Annotated in this window: 21 protein-coding genes and 2 riboswitches; of the genes, 11 read left to right on the plus strand and 10 right to left on the minus strand. The window is 64.0% G+C overall.

Going from position 1 to position 23,083, the window contains the following annotated elements; genetic code table 11:
* The first annotated feature begins 2 nt into the window (after positions 1-2).
* The 4 genes from HV675_RS06840 to HV675_RS06855 all read left to right on the plus strand — a co-directional run bounded on the left by HV675_RS06840 (position 3) and on the right by HV675_RS06855 (position 4,712).
* Positions 3-749, plus strand: a complete 747-nt coding sequence (locus HV675_RS06840) for a precorrin-2 C(20)-methyltransferase (protein WP_175110116.1) — start codon at positions 3-5, stop codon at positions 747-749.
* Positions 737-2,545 carry a precorrin-3B C(17)-methyltransferase gene (cobJ, locus tag HV675_RS06845; protein ID WP_175110117.1) on the plus strand — a complete coding sequence of 603 codons (1,809 nt, stop codon included), beginning with the start codon at positions 737-739 and terminating at the stop codon, positions 2,543-2,545. Before HV675_RS06840 ends, cobJ begins: the two co-directional genes overlap by 13 nt.
* A gap of 264 nt (positions 2,546-2,809) precedes the next feature.
* Positions 2,810-3,589, plus strand: coding sequence for a hypothetical protein (locus HV675_RS06850; protein ID WP_175110118.1), 780 nt, complete (start codon positions 2,810-2,812; stop codon positions 3,587-3,589).
* A 175-nt stretch (positions 3,590-3,764) separates the two neighbouring features.
* Positions 3,765-4,712: a flagellar brake protein gene (locus tag HV675_RS06855; protein ID WP_175110119.1), complete on the plus strand. Its 948-nt coding sequence runs from the start codon at positions 3,765-3,767 to the stop codon at positions 4,710-4,712.
* A gap of 108 nt (positions 4,713-4,820) precedes the next feature.
* Here HV675_RS06855 and HV675_RS06860 read toward each other — a convergent pair whose 3' ends face one another.
* The 5 genes from HV675_RS06860 to HV675_RS06880 all read right to left on the minus strand — a co-directional run bounded on the left by HV675_RS06860 (position 4,821) and on the right by HV675_RS06880 (position 12,916).
* A complete protein-coding gene (locus HV675_RS06860) occupies positions 4,821-5,393 on the minus strand; it encodes a vWA domain-containing protein (RefSeq protein ID WP_175110145.1) in 573 nt (190 codons plus the stop codon).
* A 110-nt stretch (positions 5,394-5,503) separates the two neighbouring features.
* Complete coding sequence (locus HV675_RS06865) at positions 5,504-6,574, minus strand: magnesium chelatase ATPase subunit I (RefSeq protein WP_175110120.1); 1,071 nt, start codon at positions 6,572-6,574, stop codon at positions 5,504-5,506.
* Positions 6,571-10,590: a cobaltochelatase subunit CobN gene (gene cobN / locus HV675_RS06870; RefSeq protein WP_175110121.1), complete on the minus strand. Its 4,020-nt coding sequence runs from the start codon at positions 10,588-10,590 to the stop codon at positions 6,571-6,573. The genes HV675_RS06865 and cobN overlap by 4 nt, the downstream gene beginning before the upstream one ends.
* A 42-nt stretch (positions 10,591-10,632) precedes the next feature.
* Positions 10,633-11,718, minus strand: coding sequence for a cobalamin biosynthesis protein CobW (gene cobW, locus HV675_RS06875; RefSeq protein WP_175110122.1), 1,086 nt, complete (start codon positions 11,716-11,718; stop codon positions 10,633-10,635).
* Positions 11,719-11,834: 116 nt separating this feature from the next.
* Positions 11,835-12,122, minus strand: a riboswitch (cobalamin riboswitch).
* 20 nt (positions 12,123-12,142) lie between these two features.
* The gene (locus tag HV675_RS06880) at positions 12,143-12,916 is read right to left on the minus strand and encodes a Fic family protein (RefSeq protein ID WP_175110123.1); all 774 of its coding nucleotides are present in this window, start codon (positions 12,914-12,916) and stop codon (positions 12,143-12,145) included.
* A 68-nt stretch (positions 12,917-12,984) separates the two neighbouring features.
* Positions 12,985-13,218, plus strand: a riboswitch (cobalamin riboswitch).
* A gap of 195 nt (positions 13,219-13,413) precedes the next feature.
* On the opposite strand from HV675_RS06880, the gene HV675_RS06885 reads away from it, so the two are divergent.
* The 5 genes from HV675_RS06885 (at position 13,414) to HV675_RS06905 (ending at position 16,711) form a co-directional block, all read left to right on the plus strand.
* On the plus strand, positions 13,414-13,857 hold the full coding sequence (locus HV675_RS06885; RefSeq protein WP_175110124.1) for a cobalamin biosynthesis protein: 444 nt from the start codon (positions 13,414-13,416) through the stop codon (positions 13,855-13,857).
* Positions 13,854-14,456, plus strand: a complete 603-nt coding sequence (gene cobO, locus HV675_RS06890) for a cob(I)yrinic acid a,c-diamide adenosyltransferase (RefSeq protein ID WP_175110125.1) — start codon at positions 13,854-13,856, stop codon at positions 14,454-14,456. The genes HV675_RS06885 and cobO overlap by 4 nt, the downstream gene beginning before the upstream one ends.
* A gap of 3 nt (positions 14,457-14,459) precedes the next feature.
* Entirely contained in the window at positions 14,460-15,797 is a 1,338-nt protein-coding gene (locus tag HV675_RS06895) for a cobyrinic acid a,c-diamide synthase CobB (RefSeq protein WP_175110126.1), read from the plus strand.
* Complete coding sequence (gene bluB, locus HV675_RS06900) at positions 15,781-16,443, plus strand: 5,6-dimethylbenzimidazole synthase (protein WP_175110127.1); 663 nt, start codon at positions 15,781-15,783, stop codon at positions 16,441-16,443. The genes HV675_RS06895 and bluB overlap by 17 nt, the downstream gene beginning before the upstream one ends.
* Positions 16,444-16,549: 106 nt before the next feature.
* The gene (locus tag HV675_RS06905; RefSeq protein WP_175110128.1) at positions 16,550-16,711 is read left to right on the plus strand and encodes a hypothetical protein; all 162 of its coding nucleotides are present in this window, start codon (positions 16,550-16,552) and stop codon (positions 16,709-16,711) included.
* 98 nt (positions 16,712-16,809) lie between these two features.
* Here the strand turns inward: HV675_RS06905 and ribA are convergent, their stop codons facing one another.
* On the minus strand, positions 16,810-17,454 hold the full coding sequence (gene ribA, locus HV675_RS06910; protein WP_246270125.1) for a GTP cyclohydrolase II: 645 nt from the start codon (positions 17,452-17,454) through the stop codon (positions 16,810-16,812).
* 243 nt (positions 17,455-17,697) lie between these two features.
* Here ribA and HV675_RS06915 point away from each other — a divergent pair, with 243 nt between their 5' ends.
* Positions 17,698-18,135 (plus strand): CBS domain-containing protein, encoded by a 438-nt coding sequence (locus HV675_RS06915; RefSeq protein WP_175110129.1) that lies wholly within the window; start codon positions 17,698-17,700, stop codon positions 18,133-18,135.
* Between the two features lie 241 nt (positions 18,136-18,376).
* On the opposite strand, the gene HV675_RS06920 is transcribed toward HV675_RS06915, so the two are convergent.
* Together HV675_RS06920 and HV675_RS06925 are read right to left on the minus strand one after the other, a co-directional pair.
* Entirely contained in the window at positions 18,377-18,730 is a 354-nt protein-coding gene (locus HV675_RS06920; protein ID WP_175110130.1) for a DUF4148 domain-containing protein, read from the minus strand.
* Between the two features lie 187 nt (positions 18,731-18,917).
* Positions 18,918-19,568: a DNA-3-methyladenine glycosylase gene (locus tag HV675_RS06925; protein ID WP_175110131.1), complete on the minus strand. Its 651-nt coding sequence runs from the start codon at positions 19,566-19,568 to the stop codon at positions 18,918-18,920.
* 365 nt (positions 19,569-19,933) lie between these two features.
* Between HV675_RS06925 and HV675_RS06930 the strand changes: the two genes are divergently transcribed.
* Positions 19,934-20,308, plus strand: coding sequence for a BON domain-containing protein (locus tag HV675_RS06930; protein WP_175110132.1), 375 nt, complete (start codon positions 19,934-19,936; stop codon positions 20,306-20,308).
* Between the two features lie 207 nt (positions 20,309-20,515).
* Here HV675_RS06930 and HV675_RS06935 read toward each other — a convergent pair whose 3' ends face one another.
* Together HV675_RS06935 and HV675_RS06940 are read right to left on the minus strand one after the other, a co-directional pair.
* Entirely contained in the window at positions 20,516-21,820 is a 1,305-nt protein-coding gene (locus tag HV675_RS06935) for an ATP-grasp domain-containing protein (protein ID WP_175110133.1), read from the minus strand.
* A 13-nt stretch (positions 21,821-21,833) separates the two neighbouring features.
* Positions 21,834-23,072, minus strand: a complete 1,239-nt coding sequence (locus HV675_RS06940) for an ATP-grasp domain-containing protein (RefSeq protein ID WP_175110134.1) — start codon at positions 23,070-23,072, stop codon at positions 21,834-21,836.
* Between the last annotated feature and the right edge of the window lie 11 nt (positions 23,073-23,083).

The raw sequence follows: 23,083 nt of genomic DNA on the forward strand, positions 1-23,083 counted from the left end.
CGATGGCCGATCATCCTGCAACCGTGCGCGGCCGCCTGCTCGGTCTCGGCGTCGGACCGGGCGACCCGGAGCTGATCACCGTCAAGGCGCTGCGTCTCCTGAAGTCGGCGCCGGTGGTCGCGTACTTCGTTGCCAAGGGCAAGAAAGGCAACGCGTTCGGCATCATCGAGGCGCATCTGTCCGATGCACAACTTCACCTGCCGCTCGTCTATCCGGTGACGACCGAAGCCCTCGAGCCGCCGCTATCGTACGAGGCGATCATCGCCGACTTCTACGACTCCGCGGCGGTTGTGATTGCCGGTCACCTCGATGCGGGCCGCGACGTCGCGGTGATCTGCGAAGGCGATCCTTTTTTCTACGGGTCGTATATGTACCTGCATGACCGGCTCGCGACGCGTTTCGAAGCCGAAGTCGTGCCGGGCGTGTGCTCGATGCTCGGCGGCGCGGCGGTGCTCGGCGCGCCGCTCGTCTACCGGAATCAGACGCTGTCGGTGCTTTCGGGTGTATTGCCCGAAGCGGAACTGAAGCGGCGGCTCGCGCACGCCGACGCGGCGGTCATCATGAAACTCGGCCGCAACTTCGACAAGGTGCGGCGCGTGCTCGACGAACTCGGACTCGCGCCACGCGCGCTTTATGTGGAGCGCGCGACGATGGCGAATCAGCGGATCGTGCCGCTTGCCGAGGTGGACCCGATGGCGTCGCCGTATTTTTCGCTGCTCGTGATTCCGGGGGAGAAATGGCAAGGCTGAAGCCTCCCGCGATTATCGTGCTCGGCAGCGGGGCGACCGCGACCGCGCGACGCATCGCGGCCTGCTATCCGGACGCGCGCGTGCACGGTTTGCGCGGTCGCGTTCAAGCCGGCAGCGGCGCAACAGCGGCCGATGTGCTGTTCGACGAACTCGGCGCGCATCTGCGCGAACTGTATGCGAGCGGCACGCCGATCGTCGCGTTGTGCGCGGCCGGCATCGTGATCCGTTGCGTCGCGTCGTTGCTCGCGAACAAGGGCGCGGAGCCGCCGGTGCTCGCGGTCGCGGAGGACGGCAGCGCGGTAGCGCCATTGCTCGGCGGCCTCGCCGGCGTCAACGTAATGGCCCGCGAGATCGCGGCGGCGCTCGACGTGCCGCCCGCCATCACGACAAGCGGCGAACTGCGCTTCGGCACCTGCGTGCTGAATCCGCCTGAAGGCTATGCGCTCGCCAGTCTCGCGCAGGGCAAGCGTTTCGTGTCCGATCTGCTCGCGGGTGAAAGCACGCGCATCGAAGGCGACGCGCATTGGCTCGACGATGCGCAACTGCCGCGCTCGGCCGATGCGCAACGCGCGATCCGCATCACGCCGCACGCATGGGACGGCAATATCGATGAACTCGTCATTCATCCGCGCAGCGTCGTCGTCGCGCTGACGGACGGTGAAGACGCGGCACAGCGCATACGCGATGCACTCGCGGCGCAGGCACTGTCGCCGCTCGCGCTGGCCGCGATCGTCGCACCGGCCGCACGCATGGGCGACGAAGCGTTCGAGCAGGCGGCCCGCGCGCTGAATGCGCCGCTGCGTTTTGCCGACGTCGCGGACGTTACCGACGGCACAAACAGCGCGAACGGCACGAACGCCGCTGCAGTCATGGACGTCAAGGATTCGCACGCGGCGCCCGCATCGCTGTCGTCGCGCGCGTTGCTGACCGCCGCGTTAGATCCGGACAGCGAGATTGCCGACAGCGCGTCGGGCGTCGCATTGGCCGTCGCGGCTGGGCCGGTCGATGTCAATACGATCGGCCGTGCGCGCGGCCGGCTGACCGTGATCGGCCTCGGTCCCGGCAGCGCGGACCTGATGGTGCCGGCAGCCCGCGCCGCACTCGATCAGGCAACGGACATTCTCGGTTATGCAACCTACGTCGAGATGGCCGGGCCGTTTCGCGCCGACCAACAGGTGCACCCGACCGATAACCGCGAAGAGATGCAACGCGCGCGTCGTGCGTTCGAGCTTGCGAGCGGCGGACGGCGCGTCGTGATGGTGTCGTCGGGCGACCCCGGTGTGTTCGCGATGGCGTCGGCAGTGCTCGAAGCGCTCGATGCGTCTGACGCGCCCGAGTGGGCCGACGTCGAACTGGAGATCGTGCCCGGCGTGTCTGCCGCGATGGCGACCGCCGCGCAGGCCGGCGCACCGCTCGGCCACGACTTTTGCATGCTGTCGCTGTCGGATAACCTGAAGCCGTGGTCGATCATCGAAACGCGCATCGCGCATGCGGCGCAAGCCGATCTGGTGATGGCGTTTTATAACCCGGTATCGCGCGCGCGCCCCTGGCAACTCGACAAGGCGCTCGATATCGTGCGCGAATTCCGTGCGCCGGAAACGGTGGTCGTGCTGGGACGCGATATCGGCCGGCCTGGTGCATCGCTTGTGACGATGACGCTCGGCGAGTTGAAGTCTGCGGACGTCGATATGCGTACGATGGTGATCATCGGGTCTTCGACTACGCGCGAATTTGTGCGGCGATCGGCGCATGGCGCGCCGCGCGAATGGGTTTATACGCCGCGCTGGTATCGGTGAACAATGGGTCCGGTAATGCGCACAGGAATGTGCGCATCGCTATTCCCGGCAAGAGTAGACCGCCATTAAGTCAATTAACTCCACGCCATTATCCACACAAATCATCACCTCATTATAATTTAAATTTTGTTAAAAAACCTTTACCTACTCCAGTTTCACGAATAATCTACCACCAATAAAACCAATCTGATCTTCAAGACCCCCGGGCACTTATCCGGTGCCACGATGTTTCGCGCGACGGCGCTCCCGCCAGGAGATCGAATCATGTCATGCATTGTGTCCAGGATATTTGAAAACCGCGTTCCGATCGTTCAGCCGGCAAACGCGATATTAATTCCGTATACGTTTGAGAACAATCAGGAGCCGGATGATGCAGGCGCGAAAATTCATATAGATGCGCCGGCCCATACAAACATCATGAACGCTTCGTACGGAGCCGGAACAACCTTCAAGGTCAACGACAACGGAAGGTCGGCGGATATCGTAATCGGTGGCGCCAGCGCCGGGCGGAGGACCTCCGGAGTCAGCTGGGCAGTCAATCGGAGCGTGGTCCTGTCAGTCGACCCGGACGCACCCACGGGCGCGACGATCGACGACGGCAAGATTGCGTACTATAACGCCGCAGGGGAAACTGGACCGTCGTGTCCGCTTTCCGTGACAGTCTTCCCAACCGGTTCGACAATACCCACGATTAATGCGCCATTTTCCAAACGGGGTTCATGGCAGGATTGGGCAACGCAGTACTGGATCTACAGCTATCGCGTTTCGCTAAGAGTAACTGATAAACCGGTCACCGATTGGATCCTGTATTTCGATAAACTGCCGATTGGCACGACAGTTTATGACGCAAGCAGCCTGTGGGTAAAAATCGTCATGGACGGCACCGAGGGAACCGTCGCGCTTCAAACTCCGGATGGAGCACATGTCATTCAAGCGGACACGCCGCTCGATGTTGATTTTCAATTGTTATATCCCACCACTCAGGATAATCCTGAACAATATAACTCTCTTTATGATGTGGTCGTCTACGATATTGGAACCTGAATTCATATGGCATAAACGTCGAGCATTGCAATGGTTTATCGCAAAACCGGGCTTCGCGTCGCCCTCAATACACCGTCGAACGGTCAGTGGTCCTGCAATAGTCAGGGTTCTTCCCGATATGGGTGCGCGGCAAAATTGACGATATCAGCGGTTAACTTCGTTTCCGCCAAACGTCATGCAGACCGACAACGACCTTGCCGCACCGAACCTCATCGTTCCGTCCGCCGTTCTGATCGCAGATGCCCTGCCGATCGGCACGCCGCTCGAATGGCCGGTCGTCGATGCCGACGGCTCATTGCTATTCGAGCGCGGCGCGGTGGTGATCGGCCCGGAAGAACGCCGTTTTCTGTTCGCGCATTTCAAGCCGCGCCGCGGCGATCTCGCTGAAACCGACGCCGATGGCGCGCCGCTCAATCCGGCGCAGCGTGACGATGCAGACGAAGAAGACACACCGCTGTCGCTGAAAGACACGCATCTGTCGATCGGCGCGTTGATCGGCGTACGCCCGCAAAACGCGAGCGGCCAGATGCTGCCGAGCCGCGTCATCGGTTTTGCGCCGAACCAGTCCGTATTCGTCATGCCGCCGCACGTCGACGGCCGTCCGCTGTCGCTGACGGTCGGAGAAAACGTGGAGATCGTCGCGATCGCAAGTCAGGCGGTGTTCCGCTTTGTCTGCACGGTCGACTCGGTGTGTCACCTGCCGTTCGACTACGTCGTGCTATCGAAGCCCGGTGTGATCCGCCGGCTGCGCGAACGCAAGTCGATTCGCGTGCATGCGCGGCTGCCGGTGCGCTTTGGCATCAACGCGGACGGCGACGCCTACGAAGGGCTCGGCCTGATGCAGACCATCAGCGCGCTCGGCATGTCGTTCGGCACGCCGTGGCTGATCGGCAAGGTCGGACAGCGCGTGCGCGTGTCGTTCCGGCTGCAATCGAAAGATAGCGACACGCTCATCGAAACCACCGCGATCGTGCGCAATGCGCAGGCTGCGTCCGCGGCCGACGGGCTCGCGACGCACGGGCTCGAATTCGAACATCTCGATACCGCGCAGCAGCTTGCGCTGAAATCGTTCGTGTTCGACCGCATCGACGATATCTCGCACTGGTCGAACGGCGTGCGCTGACGCGACGCCGTTGCGCTGGTTGCGGCCACGGACATGCGCCCCATCATGCGCGATGGCCGCGGCTGATGCGCGACCGCGCTTGCTGCCGGCAGATTCGACGGGATAACGTCAGCCTGCGTGGATCAACTGATCAGGTGTGACATACAGCCCTTCCCACGCCCGCGCTAACTGCTCGCAGCGGCGCAGCCGCACGACACCCTGCTCGAAGTCGACCAGCACGATACGGTCGGCTGCTTCCGGCCGCGCCGGCATGCCGCCGCTGCGGCCATCCGTCAACAGCCACAACCAGCGCTGCTGCGCCGGCTTGCGCTTCGCGGCGCGCGCGAGCAATTGTGCGGCGCGCCCGATTGCCGGTACGAACGGCGTCCCGCCGCCGCCGCCGATCGGATTCAGCCACTGTTCGCTCCAGCCACGCGGAATGGCCGGCCCAAACCGCAGATCGGCGCGCGTGCCGCCGAAGCAGATCAACGCAGCCTCGTGCCGGTCGGCACGCGCGCGTCCGAACAGCGCGGCGAGCATGCCCTTGGCGAGCGCGAGCTGCGCAGCGGCCAGCATCGAACCGGAGCAATCGAGCACGAAGCAATGCAGCGCGCCGCGCGGATGGGCTTCGCGGACCAGGCGCAGATGTTCGGCGCGCAGGCGTTGCGGGCCTTTGGCCGCGAGCGTGCCCGGCCACGCGATGCGCGCGCCCGCTTGACCGCGCGCCGCGGCCGTGCCGTTGACCTTGACCTCGCCTGCGGGCCATCGGAAACCGCTGCGCGAAACGCCAGCGGCGGCGCTCTTCCGATGGCTCAGCGTTTTTTTGACGGAAGCGGGATCACGCGCTTCACGTGCTTAATGCCGACCGGTTCGGGCGGCAGATAGCCCCAGTCGCTATCGCCTGGCGCGTCGGCCTCGCGCGCATCGCGTTCGCCGGTCGTGGCACGCGTGTTGTTGTTTTGCTCACCAGTCAAACCTGGTTCTTCCAGTTGCTGCAACGCTTCGCCGTTTCGTTGCCGATGCAACAATACCGATTGCGCGACGCGCTCGACATGTGCGGTGCTCACCGCGGGCGCCCCTTCGAGCGCGGCAAGCGCACGCGCGGCGCGCAACATCACCAGATCGGCGCGCATGCCGTCGACTTGCGCGGCGATACATAACGCGCTGACACGTTGATGCACGGCCTCGTCGAACTCAAGTTGCGCCAAGGCCGCGCGCGCCGCACGGATACGGCCTGCCTGCGCATCCTGCTGCGCCCCGTGGCGTTCACGAAACGCTTGCGGATCGGTATCGAACGCGAGCCGTGCCTTAACAATCTGCTGCCGGACCAGCGGATCGAAGCAGTTCTGCAGTTCGACCATCAGGCCGAAGCGGTCGGTCAGTTGCGGGCGCAATTCGCCCTCTTCCGGGTTCATTGTGCCGATCAGCACGAAGCTCGCCGCGTGGCTATGCGACACGCCATCGCGTTCGACCGTGTTGACGCCGCTTGCAGCCGCATCGAGCAATGCGTCGACCAGCGCATCGGGCAACAGGTTCACTTCGTCGACGTACAGCACGCCGCGATGCGCATTCGCGAGCAGGCCCGGCGCAAAGCGCACCGAGCCGTCGCGCAGCACGGTTTCGATATCGAGTGTGCCGACGAGGCGTTCTTCGCTCGCATTGAGCGGCAACGTGACGAACTGACCGTCCGGCAGCAGTTCGGCAAGCGCGCGCGCTGCCGTCGATTTGGCCGTGCCGCGCGGACCGCTGACCAGCACACCGCCGATGCCCGGATCGACCGCGGCCAGCAAAAGCGCCTGCTGCAGCTCGGGCTGCCCCAGCAATGCGGCAAACGGAAACACCGGCGCGCGGCCGTCTGCCGTCGCGTTGACGATCGTATTCATGAGCGCTTCCCTTCAATCTGTTGTTCGCTCGCGAGCAGGTGCTGCTCGATCTGTTCGCGATACGCGCCCGGCTCCTGCCACAGGCCGCGCTGCATCGCTTCGAGCAGGCGCTCGCAGATGCCGTGCAGCGCGTGCGGGTTATGCGTCTGCAGGAAGGTGCGCGTGGCGGCGTCGTTCAGATAGGCATCCGCGACCAGCGCATATTGATGATCGGCAATCACGCGCGCGGTCGCGTCATAGCCGTACAGATAGTCGACGGTCGCCGCGATCTCGGCCCCGCCCTTATAGCCATGCCGTTTCACGCCGTCGAGCCACTTCGGGTTGACGACGCGCGAGCGGATCACCCGCGCGATCTCTTCGGTCAGCGTGCGCACGCGCGGCGCGTTCGGATTGCTGTGATCCGCGTGATACAGCTGCGGCTGGCTGCCGGACAAATGCCGCACGGCCGCGGCCATGCCGCCCTGAAACTGGTAGTAATCGTTCGAGTCGAGCAGGTCGTGTTCGCGGTTGTCCTGGTTTTGCAGCACCACGTCGAGACTCGCGAGCCGCATGCCGAATGTGTCGCGCGCCTCTTCGCCGGCGTTCTTCTGCGTGTAAGCGTAGCCGCCGTGCGCGAGATACGCGTTCGCGAGATCCGCGTCGGTCTGCCACTGCCGCGTATCGATCATCTCCTGCAGGCCCGCGCCGTACGCGCCCGGCCGCGCGCTGAAGACGCGCCAGCCGGCACGCTTGCGCGCCTCCTGCGCATCGAGTCCGCGCGCGAGCCACGCGTCGCGCTCGCGCAGCACACGGGCGCGGATCGGATTCAGATGCTCGGGTTCGTCCTCGAGGTCCGCCACCGCCTGAACGGCCGCATCGAACAGATGCATCACGTTCGGAAACGCATCGCGGAAAAAACCCGATACGCGCAGCGTGACGTCGATGCGCGGCCGGTCGAACACGGCGATCGGCATGATCTCGAAGTCGGTCACGCGATGACTGCCGGGCGCCCACTTCGGGCGCACGCCGAGCAACGCGAGCGCCTGCGCGATATCGTCGCCGCCGGTGCGCATCGTCGCGGTGCCCCACACCGACAGGCCGATCGCGCGCGGATAGTCGCCCTGCTCCTGCAGATGACGTTCGAGCAATTGCTGCGCCGACTTCATGCCGAGCGTCCACGCGGCTTGGGTCGGAATCGCGCGGGTGTCGACCGAGTAGAAATTGCGGCCGGTCGGCAGCACGTCGGGGCGCCCGCGCGATGGCGAACCGCTCGGCCCCGGCGGCACGAAGCGGCCTTCGAGGCCGCGCTGCAATTGCAGCATTTCCTGCGTGCCGCATGCGTCGAGACGCGGCAGTACGTCGGCGCGCAGACGTTGGAGGACGCGTTGGGTTTGCGGCAGTTCGCTGGTCGGAGGCAGTAGGCGTGCGGTTTGCGGTAATTCGTCGGTCGGAGGCAGCACGCGTTCGCGCTGCAGTAAATCGCCCGCCGAAGGCAGCCTACGTGCGGTTTGTAGCGATTCGCCCATCGGGCGCAGCCCCTGCGCGGCCGACGGCAATGCTTCGACATGCCGCAGTGTGCTTTCAGTCTGCGGCACTTCACTCGCGTGCCGCAGCGCGACATCCGACGCCGCCGGCGTCTCACCGCGTGGCTCGCACAGATCGGCCAGCAACGCGCCCGCAAGCAGTTCGAGCCGCTCGCGCGCGTCGCCGTTGTGCCGCCACGGCGCATCGCTGACCTGCTGCAACAACGCGGGCCGCGCGCCTTGCCACGGCGCGGACCAGTCGGCCGTCAACGGATCGAACAGATGATCGATCGCCAGATCGCGCGCGAGCGCATCGATCAGGCCCGCGTTCGCGCCCTGCCCGTCGCCCACCGGGTAACGGCCGAGCGCGAGCAGCGTATCGCGCCGCTGCACGCCGCGCGGCGACTGGCCGAACGTATGCAGACCGTCGCGGATCTGCGCTTCCTTCAACTCGCACAGCCACGCGTCGACGCGCGTGAGCAACGCGTCTTCGGCGTCCTGTCCGGCGGGTTTCGCGATGCTCAGTTCCTCGTGCAACCGGTGTTCGATGATGGTCGACAGGATCGTGCTTCGCAGCAGCTTTGCGCGGCGCGGATCGACCATCAGCGCTTCGTAGTATTCGTCGACCTGCCGTTCGAGGTCCTGCAGCGGTCCGTAACTTTCTGCGCGCGTGAGCGGCGGCATCAGATGATCGACGATCACCGCCTGGGCGCGCCGCTTCGCCTGGCTGCCTTCGCCCGGATCGTTGACGATAAACGGATACAGATGCGGCAGCGGACCGAGAATCGCATCCGGCCAGCACGCATCGGAGAGCGCGACGCTTTTGCCCGGCAGCCACTCGAGATTGCCGTGCTTGCCGACGTGCACGATCGCATCGATGCCGAACTGATCGCGCAGCCAGAAGTAGAACGCGAGATACGCATGCGGCGGCACGAGCTCGGCGTCGTGATAGCTCGCGTAGTCGTGCTGTTCGCGCGAACGCGACGGCTGGATGCCGACGAACACGTGCCCGCAACGCCAGCCGGCGATCATGAAGCGGCCGCGCCGCACGGTCGGATCCTGCCGCGGCGGACCCCAGCGCGCGTTCAATGCATCGCGCAGCGACGCGGGCAAGCGCGCGAAACGCGTTTCGTAATCGGCCACGGCAAGGCTTTGCAGCGCCGGCCGCAGGTCGCGCACCACCGGATCGTTCGTCACGCCCTGCGTGAGCTGGCCCAGCAATGCGTCGCCGTCCTCGGGCAGTTGCTCCGCCACGCGATAGCCGTCGTCGTGCAGTCTCTCCAGAATGCCGACCACCGATGCCGGCGTATCGAGCCCGACGCCGTTGCCGATCCGTCCTTCGCTCACCGGATAGTTCGCGAGGATCAGCGCGAGCTTCTTGTCCGCGTTATCGAGCGTGCGCAGCCTGCACCAGCGTTCGCTCAGTTCCGCGACAAAGGCGACGCGCTCCAGGTCCGGCTGGTAGCGGACCACATCGACTTCGGTATGCGGGCAGCGATACGCGAGGCCTTTGAAGCTGATCGCGCGCGTAATGATGCGGCCGTCCACCTCGGGCAGCGCGACATGCATCGCGATATCGCGCGAATTCAGGCCGTGATTGTCCTGCAGCCAGTCTTCGCGATTGCCGCCGCTCAGAATGACCTGCAGCACCGGCGCGTCGCCCGCGACGGCGAGCGGCGCCGGGTCGTCGATCGCACTGGCGGCGAAGGCGGTCGTGTTCAGCACCAGCGACGCATGATGTTGCTCGCACAACTGTCCGACGATGTCGCGGCTCAGCGCGTCTTTGAGCGATGTGATCGCGATCGGCAACGGGTTCATTCCGCGTGCTTCGAGCGCATCGATCAGCGCGTCGAACACTGCGGTATTCGCGGCTTGCAGATGCGCCTTGTAGAACAGGATCGCGACCACCGGCGCGTCGGCGCGCCAGCGCGCCTGCCAGTCGGCGATGATCGGCGTGTCGTGCGACGGATGATAGAGCGCGGCGGCGGGCAACGGCACCGGCAGCGGAGGCTCAGCGCCGAAGCCGAGCGAGCGCGACGCGATGCAACGCAAAAAGGCTTCCGCATTTTGCGGACCGCCCTCGCGCAGATAGCGCCATAACTGATGACACAGCGCCGCGTCCGCGGTGCTGCGCGCGGTGAGGTTCAGGTCTTCCTGCAGATCGCCGGAGAACATCGCGAGCGTCTGCTGTTTGCGCTGCGCGAGCGCGACCACCTGTTCGATGCCGTACGGCCAGTACGATTCGCCGCCCAGATGGTCGACCACGACGACGCGCGCATGCTGCAACACATCGTCGACATAGAAGTCGACCGAGGCCGGCTGCCGCAGATACGTGACGTTCGCAAGACGCACGCTCGGAAAGCCCGCCGGCAGACGCGACACCACACTCGCGAGCAGCGACAGCGTGGTATCCGCGGAACTCAGCACGACGATATCCGCAGGCCGCTGATCGATCCGGATCACCCCTTTCGTATCGTCGACGAAGCCGCCCGGCGTGGTGCGCAGCAAATGCATGTTCGTGCCGTCTCCGGTTCGTAGGGCTAAGGCGCGCGGCCGCTATGCGCGCTGAGCGTGCAGCGCGTCGTCCAGCGCGCGTTGCAGCGCCGGCTGCTCGAGGTCTGCGCCGATCATCACGAAGCGGCTCGCCGACGCGTTGCGCGGCGGTTCGTCGTCGCGCCAGCGGCGATCGAAATAGCTGTCGAAGCGGCGCCCGACGCCCTGAATCACAAGACGCATCGGCGCGTTCGGCAACACCGCAAAACCCTTCACGCGATACACCGTGTGCTGCTCGACCACGCGCTGCAGCGCCGCGATTATCGCTTCGCGCGACGGCGCATCGGCGGTGACGACCACGGAGTCGAAATCGTCGTGATGGTGGTCGGCATCTTCAGCGGAACCGTGGTGATCGTGACGCAGATGAATCGTTTCCTCCGACGCGGATTCGAGTCCGAGCAGCGTGTTCAGATCGAGCTGACCGTTTTGCGCGCGGACGATTTTCACCTGCGCCGGAATCTCTTCGCGAATCGTCGCTTCGACCGCACGCTCACGCGCGGCGTCGAGCAGGTCGGCCTTGTTCAGAATGACCAGGTCCGCGGCGGACAGCTGATCTTCGAACAGTTCGTGCAGCGGCGACTCGTGATCGAGGTTCGCATCGGCCTTGCGCATCGCGTCGACCGCGAGCGGATTGTCAGCGAACTGGCCGCTTGCGACCGCCGGGCCGTCGACGACCGTCACCACCGCGTCGACGGTGAAGCTGTTTTTGATCGACGGCCAGTTGAACGCCTGCACGAGCGGCTTCGGCAGCGCGAGGCCGGAGGTTTCGATCAGCACGTGGTCGATTTGCGCGCGCCGCTCGACGAGCTGCTCCATCACGGGAAAGAACTCTTCCTGCACGGTGCAGCACAGGCAGCCGTTCGCGAGTTCATAGAGCTGACCTTCGGTTTCGCGGCCTTCCTCATCGCAGCCGATGCCACAGCCCTTGAGGATTTCGCCGTCGATGCCGAGTTCGCCGAACTCGTTGACGATGACCGCGACCCTCAAGCCGCCGGCGTGCTGAAGAATATGGCGCAACAAGGTGGTCTTGCCGCTGCCGAGAAAGCCCGTGACGATCGTCACCGGGATCTTGCGCATCTGGGTTTGCATGGGCGAGGTATATAGCGACGATTAGCGACTAAAAGCGCGACGTTAGAGCGCGACACTAAAAGCGCGTGACGTGAAGCGCGCGAAGAAGTCATGGACGGAACGCCGCACCCCGCGGCGTCAACCCTGCTCTTCCGGCCGGTATCCGGGCTGGCGAGAGCGCCGCTTCACCTTCCCACACGAGTCGACGATTTCTCGTGCAGTGGTTATCTGCCCGCGCGGCCTTGCGCGCGGACCTCGAAGCCGGCTCTGCATCGCGTCAAACGCGATGCGCTCGCCTTCCGTTGCGGGGGCAGCACAGTGGGGCCCGCAGCCATGATCCGTCAGACGGTGGCGTGGGTCGCTGTTTCCCGTTTAACTGCGCACGCCAGAATGCGCGCGCGAGCACCAGAAGTCGGTGCGAGTGTAGGCGTGAGGCGCACAGGCGTCAAGGTTGGCCGTTTTTGCTCAGGCCGCCGCCGATCAGACCGAGATAGAGCGTCAGGGTGCGCTGCACCGCTTCGGCCACTGGCGTGCTAATGCCGTCGTAGACGCCGGTTACGCATGCTTCGTCAAGAACACGGTAATAGGTCTGGCGGTCTTGCGTGCGGATGACCGCGGGCGGATAGCCGGACTTCATCAGTTCAAAGTTCAACAGCAACCGCCCGGTGCGACCGTTGCCGTCGATAAACGGGTGGATCTTGACGAAGCGTGTATGCAGTTCCGCCGCGCGTTCCACCGGGTGCAGCGCAGCGGAGCGCTCATACCAGACAAGCAGCGCGTTCATTTCCTGCGGCACATGCACGGCGTCGGGCGGGACGGTACTCGCGCCGCCGATCAGCACATTCCCTTGCCGGTAACGGCCTGCATCCTTATCGGAGATGCCGCGCAGCACAAGCGAATGGATGTTCTTGATCTGCCATTCGGTAAGCGCTTCGCGCTTCGCGACGATCTCCTCGACACATTCGATTGCGTCGCGATGGTTCGTCGCTTCCAGATGCTCACGCAAGGTCTTGCCGCCCACGGTGATGCCTTCGAGCACCACTTTCGTTTCCTGCAGCGTCAGCGTGTTGCCCTCGATCGCATTGGAGTTGTAGGTCCAGTCGAGCGTCAGCACCTCGCGTAGCGACGCCACGGTTTCCTCTGGAAGCGGGCGAGCGGCATCCAGTTGCGCCTTTTGGCGATCGGTTTCCGCGAGCAGGGTCGAGAGCGTTGGGTTCACAGGCACGTGAGGGTTGGACGGCAAGGGTTTCAGTATACAGGCGACTTATCCGCCCACGACGCCTGTGCTATCGTATGCCCGCGTCCGGTGCCGCATATGCGCGTTGCGCATCCCATGCGGTTAAACGGGAAACAGGAAGCGTGGCCATGCCCCGTCCAGCCTGTGCTGTCCCCGCCAACGGTAAGCGGCCCGCGGGTCATCCCCGCGCATGCGTTTCGATGCCACTGTCGGCCGTCCGCCGATGGGAAGGCGAAGCGCATGAGGCCGTCAGCCCGGATACCGGCCGGACGCGAGGGGGCGAACGTCACGGTCGCCAGTCGCCGGTTCCGCGGGGGACGGATACCAGCGCCCACGCACAGCGCGCAGCCATCGCTCGCCGCCGCCGTGCACGCCATGTGGCATCGCATGACACGTCTTCATTCCGCGCGCACCGGCGCGGTTTTCCGCGCCGTGGCGTTTCGCGCCGCGGTATTCCACGCTTTGCACGGCGGCCTGCGATGAAACGGCTTGCCGTCGGCATCGGCTGCAAGCGCGGCACGCGCGTCGAACAGATCGACGCGGCGGTGCGCGAAGCGCTCGGCCCGCATTCGATCGACGAAATCCATACCGTCGCGACCGTCGACGTCAAGGCGCACGAACCCGGCATCGTCGCGTTCTGCGCGCGCCACGTGTTGCCGCTGCGCGTGTTCTCGCGCGAGCAGATCGCAGCGGCCGGCGCCGACGCAACCACGACGCCTTCGCCCGCGGCACGCGCACATCTCGGCGTCGATGGCGTCTGCGAGCCCTGCGCGCGGCTCGCGGCATCCGGAGGACAGTTGCTTACGCCAAAACATGTGCGCGACGGCGTCACCGTCGCCATCGCGGTGCTGACCGCCCGGACCGTTGCGGACGCAACCGTCCCGCGCACCTCATCGTTATCTCACCCACAGGACTTTCAATGAAAACCGATCCCGACTCGCATCTGCGCATGACCCAGCGCCGTCGCGAAGGCCATGAGAAAAAACAGGCGGAAGCGACCATCGAAAAAGGCCTGTTGATGGTCAACACCGGCACCGGCAAAGGCAAAAGCACCGCGGCGTTCGGCATGGCCGTGCGCGTGCTCGGGCACGGCATGCGTCTTGGCGTCGTGCAGTTCATCAAGGGCGCGCTGCATACGTCAGAACGCGATTTTCTCGGCAGTCTGCCGAACTGCGAATTCATCACGATGGGCGACGGCTATACGTGGAACACGCAGAACCGCGACGCCGATATCGCCACCGCACGCAAAGGCTGGGCCGAAGCAAAGCGGATGATCGAAAGCGGCGACTATCAGATGGTGATTCTCGACGAGTTGAACACCGTATTGAAGTACGACTATCTGCCGCTCGACGAGGTGCTCGCGGTGCTGACCGCGCGGCCCGAGATGCTGCATGTGGTCGTCACGGGCCGCCATGCGCCCGATGCGCTGATCGAGGCGGCCGACCTCGTCACCGAGATGCGCGCGATCAAGCATCCGTATCGCGAGCAGCACGTCAAGGCGCAGCGCGGCGTGGAGTTCTGAACGATGGCGGACTGCCCCGCCCTGTTCATCAGCGCACCCGCGTCCGGCCAGGGCAAAACGACGATCACCGCGGCGCTGGCGCGCCACCACCGGCGGCAAGGCCGGCGCGTACGCGTGTTCAAGACCGGTCCCGACTTCCTCGACCCGATGATTCTCGAGCGCGCAAGCGGCGCGCCGGTGCTGTCGCTCGACCTGTGGATGGTCGGCGAGTCCGCGTGTCGCGACCTGCTCGCGCAGGCGGCCGCACAAGCGGACCTGATCCTGATCGAAGGCGTGATGGGCCTGTTCGACGGCACGCCGAGCAGCGCCGATCTGGCCGCGGCGTTCGGCGTGCCGGTGGTCGCCGTGATCTCGGCGAAAGCAATGGCGCAGACGTTTGGCGCGGTCGCTTTCGGACTTGCGCACTATCGCGCGGGCGTGCCGGTGCACGGGGTGTTTGCGAACCGCGTCGGCACGTCGCGCCACGCGCGGATGCTCGAGGAATCGCTGCCGGCCGGATTGACATGGATGGGCTCGATCGCGAGCACGGCGGAAATCGAATTGCCGGACCGCCACCTCGGCCTGCTGCAGGCGATGGAAATCGCTGACCTCGACCGCCGTCTCGATGAAGCCGCCGACGTGCTTGCGCCGACGCCGCTCGCGGCGCTGCCGCCCGTGGTGCGCTTCCTGCCGTCGTCGAAGCTGTCGTCGAAGCCGTCATCGGGTCCGTCGCAACCGGCCGGAGCGCGGCCACGTCTGCTCGACGGCGCGCACATTGCCGTCGCGCGCGACGCCGCATTCTCGTTCATCTACCCGGCGAATCTCGCGTTGCTCGACGCGCTTGGCGCACGTGTCAGCTTTTTTTCGCCGCTTGCCGATGAAGCCATGCCGGAGCACGCCACGGCCCTCTATCTGCCAGGCGGCTACCCGGAGCTGCATGCGGCAACCCTCGCGCGCCATACGCGCACCGCGGACTCGATACGCGCGCATGCCGCGGCGGGCAAACCGGTCATCGCCGAATGCGGCGGCATGCTGTACCTGCTCGAAAGTCTGACCGCAACCGATGGCACGACCACGCCGATGCTCGGGCTGCTGCCCGGCCACGTGCGCATGCAGACACGGCTTGCGGCGCTCAGCATGCAGCAGCTCGACGGACCGCTCGGGACGCTGACCGGCCATACGTTCCACTATTCGCACGTGAGCACACCGCTCACGCCCGTGCTGCACGCGACGCGTGCGCAGTCGGATGTCGCCGGCGAAGCGGTGTACCGCGCCGGTCCGATCGTCGCGACTTATATGCACAGCTACTGGCCGTCGAATCCGGCCTTCACCGCGGCACTCTTTTATGGCAACGCGTTTTAACGACGCCGATCGCGCGGCGGTCTACCGCGCCATTTACGAACGCCGCGACATGCGTCATTTCGTGCCCGGCCCGGTCGACCCGGTCGTGCTGCGGCGCCTGCTCGACGCCGCGCATCACGCGCCGAGCGTCGGCTACATGCAGCCGTGGCGGATCGCGCGCATTACCGATGCGGCGCTGCGCGGCGCGTTGCACGATGCGGTCGAGCGCGAGCGGCTGCAAACCGCCGACGCGCTCGGCAAACGGCGCGATGAATTCATGAAGCTGAAAGTGGAAGGCATGCGCGACTGCGGCGAAGTGCTGGTCGTCGCGCTGATGGACGGACGCGAAGCGCATATCTTCGGGCGGCGCACGCTGCCTGAGATGGACCTCGCATCGGTGTCATGCGCGATCCAGAATATGTGGCTCGCGGCGCGTGCGGAAGGTATCGGCATCGGCTGGGTGTCGCTGTTCGATCCCGACGAGGTGCGCACGCTGCTGCGCATGCCTGACGGCGCACAGCCGGTTGCGATACTCTGCGTGGGGCAGATCGATGCGTATTATCCGGAGCCGATGCTCGAAATGGAACGCTGGGCAACGCGCGCGCCACTTGCCGATTGCGTGTTTGAAAACTGGTGGCCGGATGCGGAGCGCGAAGAAGGCGCCTGATTCATCACAGAACTGAGCACACAGCTGAGTACTGAGCACGAGACTGAGCGGCCGGATCGCCCCATACGCACGATCCACAAAAACAGGACAACCCGGAATAATGTAGATGAAAGAATCGCGCAACGTGTCGGCAGCAGAAATTATCTGGCTGGTCTGTTTTCTGTTGCTGTGTCTCTATCCGCCGACGGTATTCGGGAAGCTGCTGGGGCTCGTGATCTGCGTGGCGCTGGTGTATCTGTATCGACGCGGCAAGCCACGCATCAGGTGAGTACCCTGCATCCGTGCCACGCGCGATGCGAGAACTGCGCGTCATAACCGGGCGTCGGCGCCGGCTTGAGGTGACCGGCGCCGTCGCGGGCGCGCGCGTTATTCGTTTTCGTCGAAATAGTGCCCAAACTTCGCCTGTTTGGTCCGGATATATCGTTCGTTTTCTTCACGCACCGGAATCGCCAGCCCGACGCGCTCGCAGACCGGAATGCCGTGTTTGGTCAGCGTGTCGAACTTCTCGGGGTTGTTGCTCATCAGCCGTACCGATGTCACCTTCAGCGTGCGCAGGATGCCCGCGGCCGAATCGTACTCGCGCGAATCTTCAGGCAGGCCGAGTTCGAGATTCGCCTCGACCGTGTCGCGCCCCTGCTCCTGCAATGCGTACGCGCGGATCTTGTTGGTCAGGCCGATGCCGCGTCCTTCGTGGCCGCGCAGATAAAGCAGCACGCCGCATCCTTCAGCGGCGATATAGCGCAACGCGAGGTCCAGCTGTTCGCCGCAATCGCAGCGATACGAGCCGAGCACGTCGCCCGTCAGGCACTCCGAGTGCAAGCGCGTCAACACCGACTGTTTGTTCGCGACATCGCCCATCACGAGCGCGACATGTTCGGCATCGCCGTCGGCGACGCGAAACACATAGGCGGTAAAGGTGCCGTAGCGGGTGGGAAGCGTGGCTTGCGCGTCGAGCACGACGCATTCTTGGGCAAGTCCGTCGATGCGCGACGGATCGGGAGGCATGGGCATGGCGTTATGCGTATGGCAGACATGAGCCCGTGAAAAACCGGGGACAAAGTTCGGAACTGGAGTTTACCGCTAAACACGAAGACCCATTCTCAGTGCATCAAGCGGCCCGTACGACGCACCGCTCGTGCGCGCGCTGCCGCACGCGAGCGCGTCGCCGCGCGCGCCCGTGCCGCCTATACTGGATTGGCCAGTCCCTCGGACCGCATGCCGCCCGGCGTGCTGCACTGCGAAAGGAGCCGCTCTATGACCAGCGTTGCCCAGGTACTCAAATCGAAGCCGGACCAGAACGTCTATACGATCAACGCGTCGGATTCGGTCTACAACGCACTCAAACTGATGGCCGACAAGCAGATCGGCGCATTGCTCGTCACCGAAGGGGAAGCGATCGCCGGCATTGTCACGGAGCGTGACTACGCGCGCAAGGTGGTGCTGATGGACCGCTCGTCCAAGTCGACACCGGTGCGGGACATCATGAGCAAGGCGGTTCGCTTCGTGCGTCCCGAGCAAACCACCGATGAGTGCATGGCGCTGATGACAGAGCGCCGCATGCGCCATCTGCCCGTACTCGATCACGACCGGCTGGTCGGTATGGTGTCGATCGGCGACCTCGTGAAGAACATCATCGCCGAGCAGCAGTTCACGATTCAGCAACTGGAGCAGTACATCACCGGCGCGGGTTGAACGCCGCGCGGCGCGCACGCTTCACCGAGCAGCGCGAAGGGACCGCGCAAAAGGCGCCCACTTCGAGTGGGACGGACTGTGCCGCCGTGATGGCGGTGCAGATTTTTTCCGCGGGTCTTCCATCAAAGCAAAACCGGCCTGTGTCCTCTTTAGACACAGGCCGGTTCGTCACCGCCCGCTTTCAGCCCCTCGCGTCGTAGACGCCAGGACCCTGCCCCGTCACCAACATGCGCAACCAGAATTAGTGGCCGTAATCGACCGAATTCCCGCGGTTCAGCTGGATCGGCGCACCGGCTTGCGAGTTGCCGCCGGTTGCCGCGCCGTAACCCGTATCTGCGGACGGCGCCGATGGTTGCCGGGCAACGCCCTGGTTTTGCGCAGCGTTGGCCGCCTGCACGCGGCGCTCAGCGGCCTGGATATCTTCCGGATACGTGGTGTCGTTCGACAACGCCGGGTTGTAGCCGGCCTTTTCCAGCTGAATCAGTTCCTGACGGACTTGTGCGCGCGTCACGGTGGATTGGCTCGCCTGAGCGAACGATACGACCGGAGCTGCGAGTAGCGCGGCAATAGCAACAGCCTTGATAAGCGATTTCATGATCTAGACCCCCAACGATTTTTTCTGCTTGACTGCTTGCCCCATGCAAGAGCCATTAACAGCAGTTTAATCAGTTGTTGACCTAGGGGAAACCCTTATTAGGAAGATTCTTAATTGCGGAACCCGCAATGATGGGTATTGCAGATATCAGTCCTTGCACATCGTCGGCATGGATCAGCCGTATTTCTTACGATTCACTGTCGATTTCGACCGCGAGGCCGCCGGGCATCAGCAGTTTGCGCGGCCCGCTGACGAACGGGCTGCCCGGTTCGTAGAAGCGCAACGGCCGATGCATCTCGCGCGACAGGCCGATACGCGTGGTTGCCGCGACCGGTACACGCTTGGCCCGCGCGATGGCGCCCAGCCAAAGCCCCTTGCCGGTGCACAGATCTACACCGTTGAGCGATGGTCCGATGCCGAATGCTAACGTGAGACGGCCCGGGCCGCGCGCGAGATCGCGCAATTTGACGCCCGGCCGGCGCATCTCCATTTGCGCGATGCCTTCGAGCGGTTCGACTGCGCGCAGCAGCACGCCGGCGCCGGTGCCCTCCGCTTCGCTCGACACGTTCAGCATGTACGACACGCCATACGTCAGCCGCACATACGCGTGCCCGCGCGCGAAAAAGAGCGACTCGTTGTAGTCACGGCGGCCGATAAACGCATGCCCGGTCGAGTCGCCGACCGGGTACGCCTCCGCCTCGACGATCCGCCCGCTGACGCGCCCGTCCGGCCGGTCGTACACGACGCACTTGCCAATCAGAAAGCGCGCCAGTTCGACCGTGTCGACCGGTAGCGCGGCGCGCGCAAGCGGCATGATCCGCGTGCTTGTTGGGTTCATCCGGATACCTCGTGAGGCGCGCCACGCGACCCGCGTGATGCGCCGGAAAGCAAGACAGACCGCGCGTCTTCGCCAAATCCGTTGTGCCAAAACCTCATTCGCTTTCCTTAAGCGATCACTGTGGAACCAATTGCGGTATCTTTACACTCCGACAGACATTCGCATGCCAGCCGTAACAGCTGGCCAACCCAGTTTGTCAGTAGGTGGCGTTCGAGTAGGTAGCGTTCGGGTTCACACCCGGGGTTTACACCGTAGACCGCAACACCGTTCCACGCGTTTTCATCCCAGAAGTACAGAAGTTGGCAGTGCAGGGGTCCCCGTTCACGGGCTGACCGTCGCTCAAGCATGACAACAGGAGAAAGTGAATGAAGGCGATTCAGGCAATCAAGGTGGTAGGTGGCGCACTTATCGTGCTCGCGTCGCTCAACGCGTATTCGCAAGCGAGCGGCACCGAGGGTGCAACGGATCTGAGCACGCAGCCGAGCGCAAAGCAACAGCATAAGGCGATGAAGAAGGCAGACCGTGCGCTGGCTCGCAAAGTTCGCGCCGCGCTCGCGAAAGCGAAGGGTGTCAGCGCCGCCAACATCATCGTCCGCGCGAATGCCAACACCGGCGACGTGTGGCTCGAAGGCTCGGTGCCTGAGCAGCCGCAAGTCGACCAGTCCACGCAGGTCGCTCAAGGCGTGGCGGGTGTGAAGAACGTCAAGAACGACCTGACGATTCGCCCGGTCGGCCAGTAAACGGACAACCGGTCCGGCATCCCGGAACGCACCGCTCTTCATCGTCAAGGCGAAGAGCGGTGCCTATCGCATCGCATGCAGGAGCGTGGATGGGCCTCACACGGGAATAAGCCGGGTAAGCGTCTTTCCTGCTAACGTCCGAAGCTGGCTCCCCAATTGACGAGCCAAGTCGAGCGTCGGCAAATCTCAAAAGCGATCCCTGTCGATTCAGATTGTGCTCGACATTGCGACGCTGTCTCCTACACGCGGCAGGACAGATGGGCCAGGGGCGGCGATATCGGACAGCGTGTAGTGGAACGCACCCAGCGTCACATCGATGGCCGCCGCAATTTCCGCTTCTGAATCACCGCGATAACGGAATCGGGCGAGTATCTGGTCATAGCCGCCTGTGCCGTTGAAAACGTGATTCAATTTCGGGACGATGGCGCCGTAGAGTTGTGCAATGCCGGTCGGCAAACGTACGTCGATTAGCCGTGTACCGACTGGCTCCGGCAACATCAGGAAGCCTCCGCGCAATGGCGACGCCTGCGCTGCGCGCGCCTTGCGAGCAAGCGTCTCGAAGTTTTCCGCATCGCCGGATTGCTGCGCGACCCACAATTGGTAAAGGTCAACACCGTAGAGATCCCGGAACATGAAGGGGATCTCACCTCCCCCTACGCGCGCGCCAACTTCAAGGAAGCAGAAGCCGGTACTTCCCTGGATCACTTCGAGATGAAATGCGCCGTCCTTCAACGCCAGCGCATCAAGACAAGCCTTCGCAAAAACGAGCAGCTCGTCGCAGGCGGAGCCGGCATTGAGCATGATCGATCCCAACGGCTTGCCATTCGCGAAATCCAGGCAGGTATTCACGTAGCGCGAGCCGCGCACGATCACGAATGCTCCATCCGAGACCAGTCCGTCGACGTGATAAATCGGCCCCTCGACAAATTCCTCGCACTCGTAATCTTCGCGGGCCAAACCCGGCCATAGTTCCGCCAGCCTCGCTCGCGTGTCGATACGCACCACTCCGTCGCTGGCTGCGCCGGCTCGAGGTTTGATGATGAGCGGGAGTCGCAAATTGGCGAGTTCCTCCGCATCATGCGACTGAACCCGATTCAACTCGACGAACCGCGGTGCCTTCAGGCCCGCGGCGATAATCGCCTGCTTCATCACAGTTTTATCCCTGAACCGCCTGACCGTCTCCGGACGATCACCCGCGATATCGAAAACTTCCCGTAGCCGCGCCGCGGCGATCAGGTCGAATTCCGACAATGCAATCAGACGCTCAAGGCCGCCGAGCCGATCTGCGCATCGCCGCACGGCCTCGGATAAAGCCGCTTCATTCTTGAAATCAGGCAAGTGCTCGGCATGGACGATGCGTGACGCACTCAACGCGGCTGCTCCCTCTGGGGTGCACACGTAAGCAACGTCATGCGCCCGATGATCAATGTATCTATCGTACGCGGCGAATTCGTCTGCCCAGCGGTTGAGGATAACGATACGTTCCCGTTTGTTCGACGGCGTGGATGTCATGAACTGAATTCCTTCATGAAGCGAGCGAGGCCGTCCTTGATCCGAGCAGACAGGCAGCCTCGGCGAGGCGACGCTCGAGCGTTTCGCGGTCAGGCGCGGCAAAGAGAACATGACCGACCCGGCCGCGAAAATCGGTTAAGGCCTGGACCGGCTCCCCGGTCCGACCATAGATTTCGGCCTCTTCGCAGCCGGGCAGCGCACGCAGTTCGTCGAGACACGCGAGGCCGGTAAGGCATCCCGATTCATGTGGCGCGATAAAACGCACGCCACTGACCCGCGTCGGCAAGCGACCGATATCGCCTTGTATGGGATCATCGTCGCCGAGGTGACTGCGGATCATCACCTCCGGCAGCGAAATCGACTTGCTGAGTTCGACCAGTCGATAGATGCGATCGCCGCCGAGACGCGCCGCAATTTCAATCAACACCGGGCCTTCGCGGGTCAAACGTGCCTCGGCATGAAAAACACCGAGCGTCAGGCCGATACGATCGACGACGTCCTCGATGTAAGCGACAAGCCGGGCACGCACATCAGCGGCCAATCCTGCCTCGACCGTATGCCCCATCTCGACGAAATAGGGCTCAGGGCCAAGCAGCTTTTCGGTTACCGCCAGAACGTGCGCCCCATGTCGGCCAACGCAGCCTTCGATACTATATTCAGGACCATTCAGATATTGCTCGAGCAACATCGTTTTCCCGATCGTTCGCCCCATGTCAGTCACATTCCCACGCGCGACATATTCGATTTCCTGCTGCAATTGAGCGCGCGAATCGATTCGTACGACGCGCAGGCTGCCGCACCCATCCGTCGGTTTCAACACGGCCGGAAATCCCACATGCTCCGCGGCAACCGCCACGTCGTCAGCATGAGTCAGGCGCGCAAATCCCGGTACGGCCAGCCCCGCAGCCGCGAGATGCATGCGACATCGATACTTGTCGCGCACCAACTCGGCAACGTCGGGTTCGAGATGGGGAAGGCCCAGCCTTGAAGCAGCGTCGGCCGCCACGCCCACGACATACTCGAATCCGGGAACGATCGCTTTCGCACCCATTTTTCTCGAGAAATCTGCCACCGCCGCCGCACAATAGGTATCGACCTTCGTCACCGAACTAGCGACTGCTTCTAGCGCGGACGACACCTCGCTGTCGTCGTGGTAAGCAGAAACCACGTGTGCTTCGATGCCCAGGCGCGCCGCCGCATGAGCGAGGGCAACACCAGAAGATGCTGGCTCCACAATCACGATCGAAGTCATGACACGTCTGC

Origin of the sequence: Paraburkholderia solisilvae, assembly GCF_902859875.1 — a bacterium.
Lineage (GTDB): Bacteria > Pseudomonadota > Gammaproteobacteria > Burkholderiales > Burkholderiaceae > Paraburkholderia > Paraburkholderia solisilvae.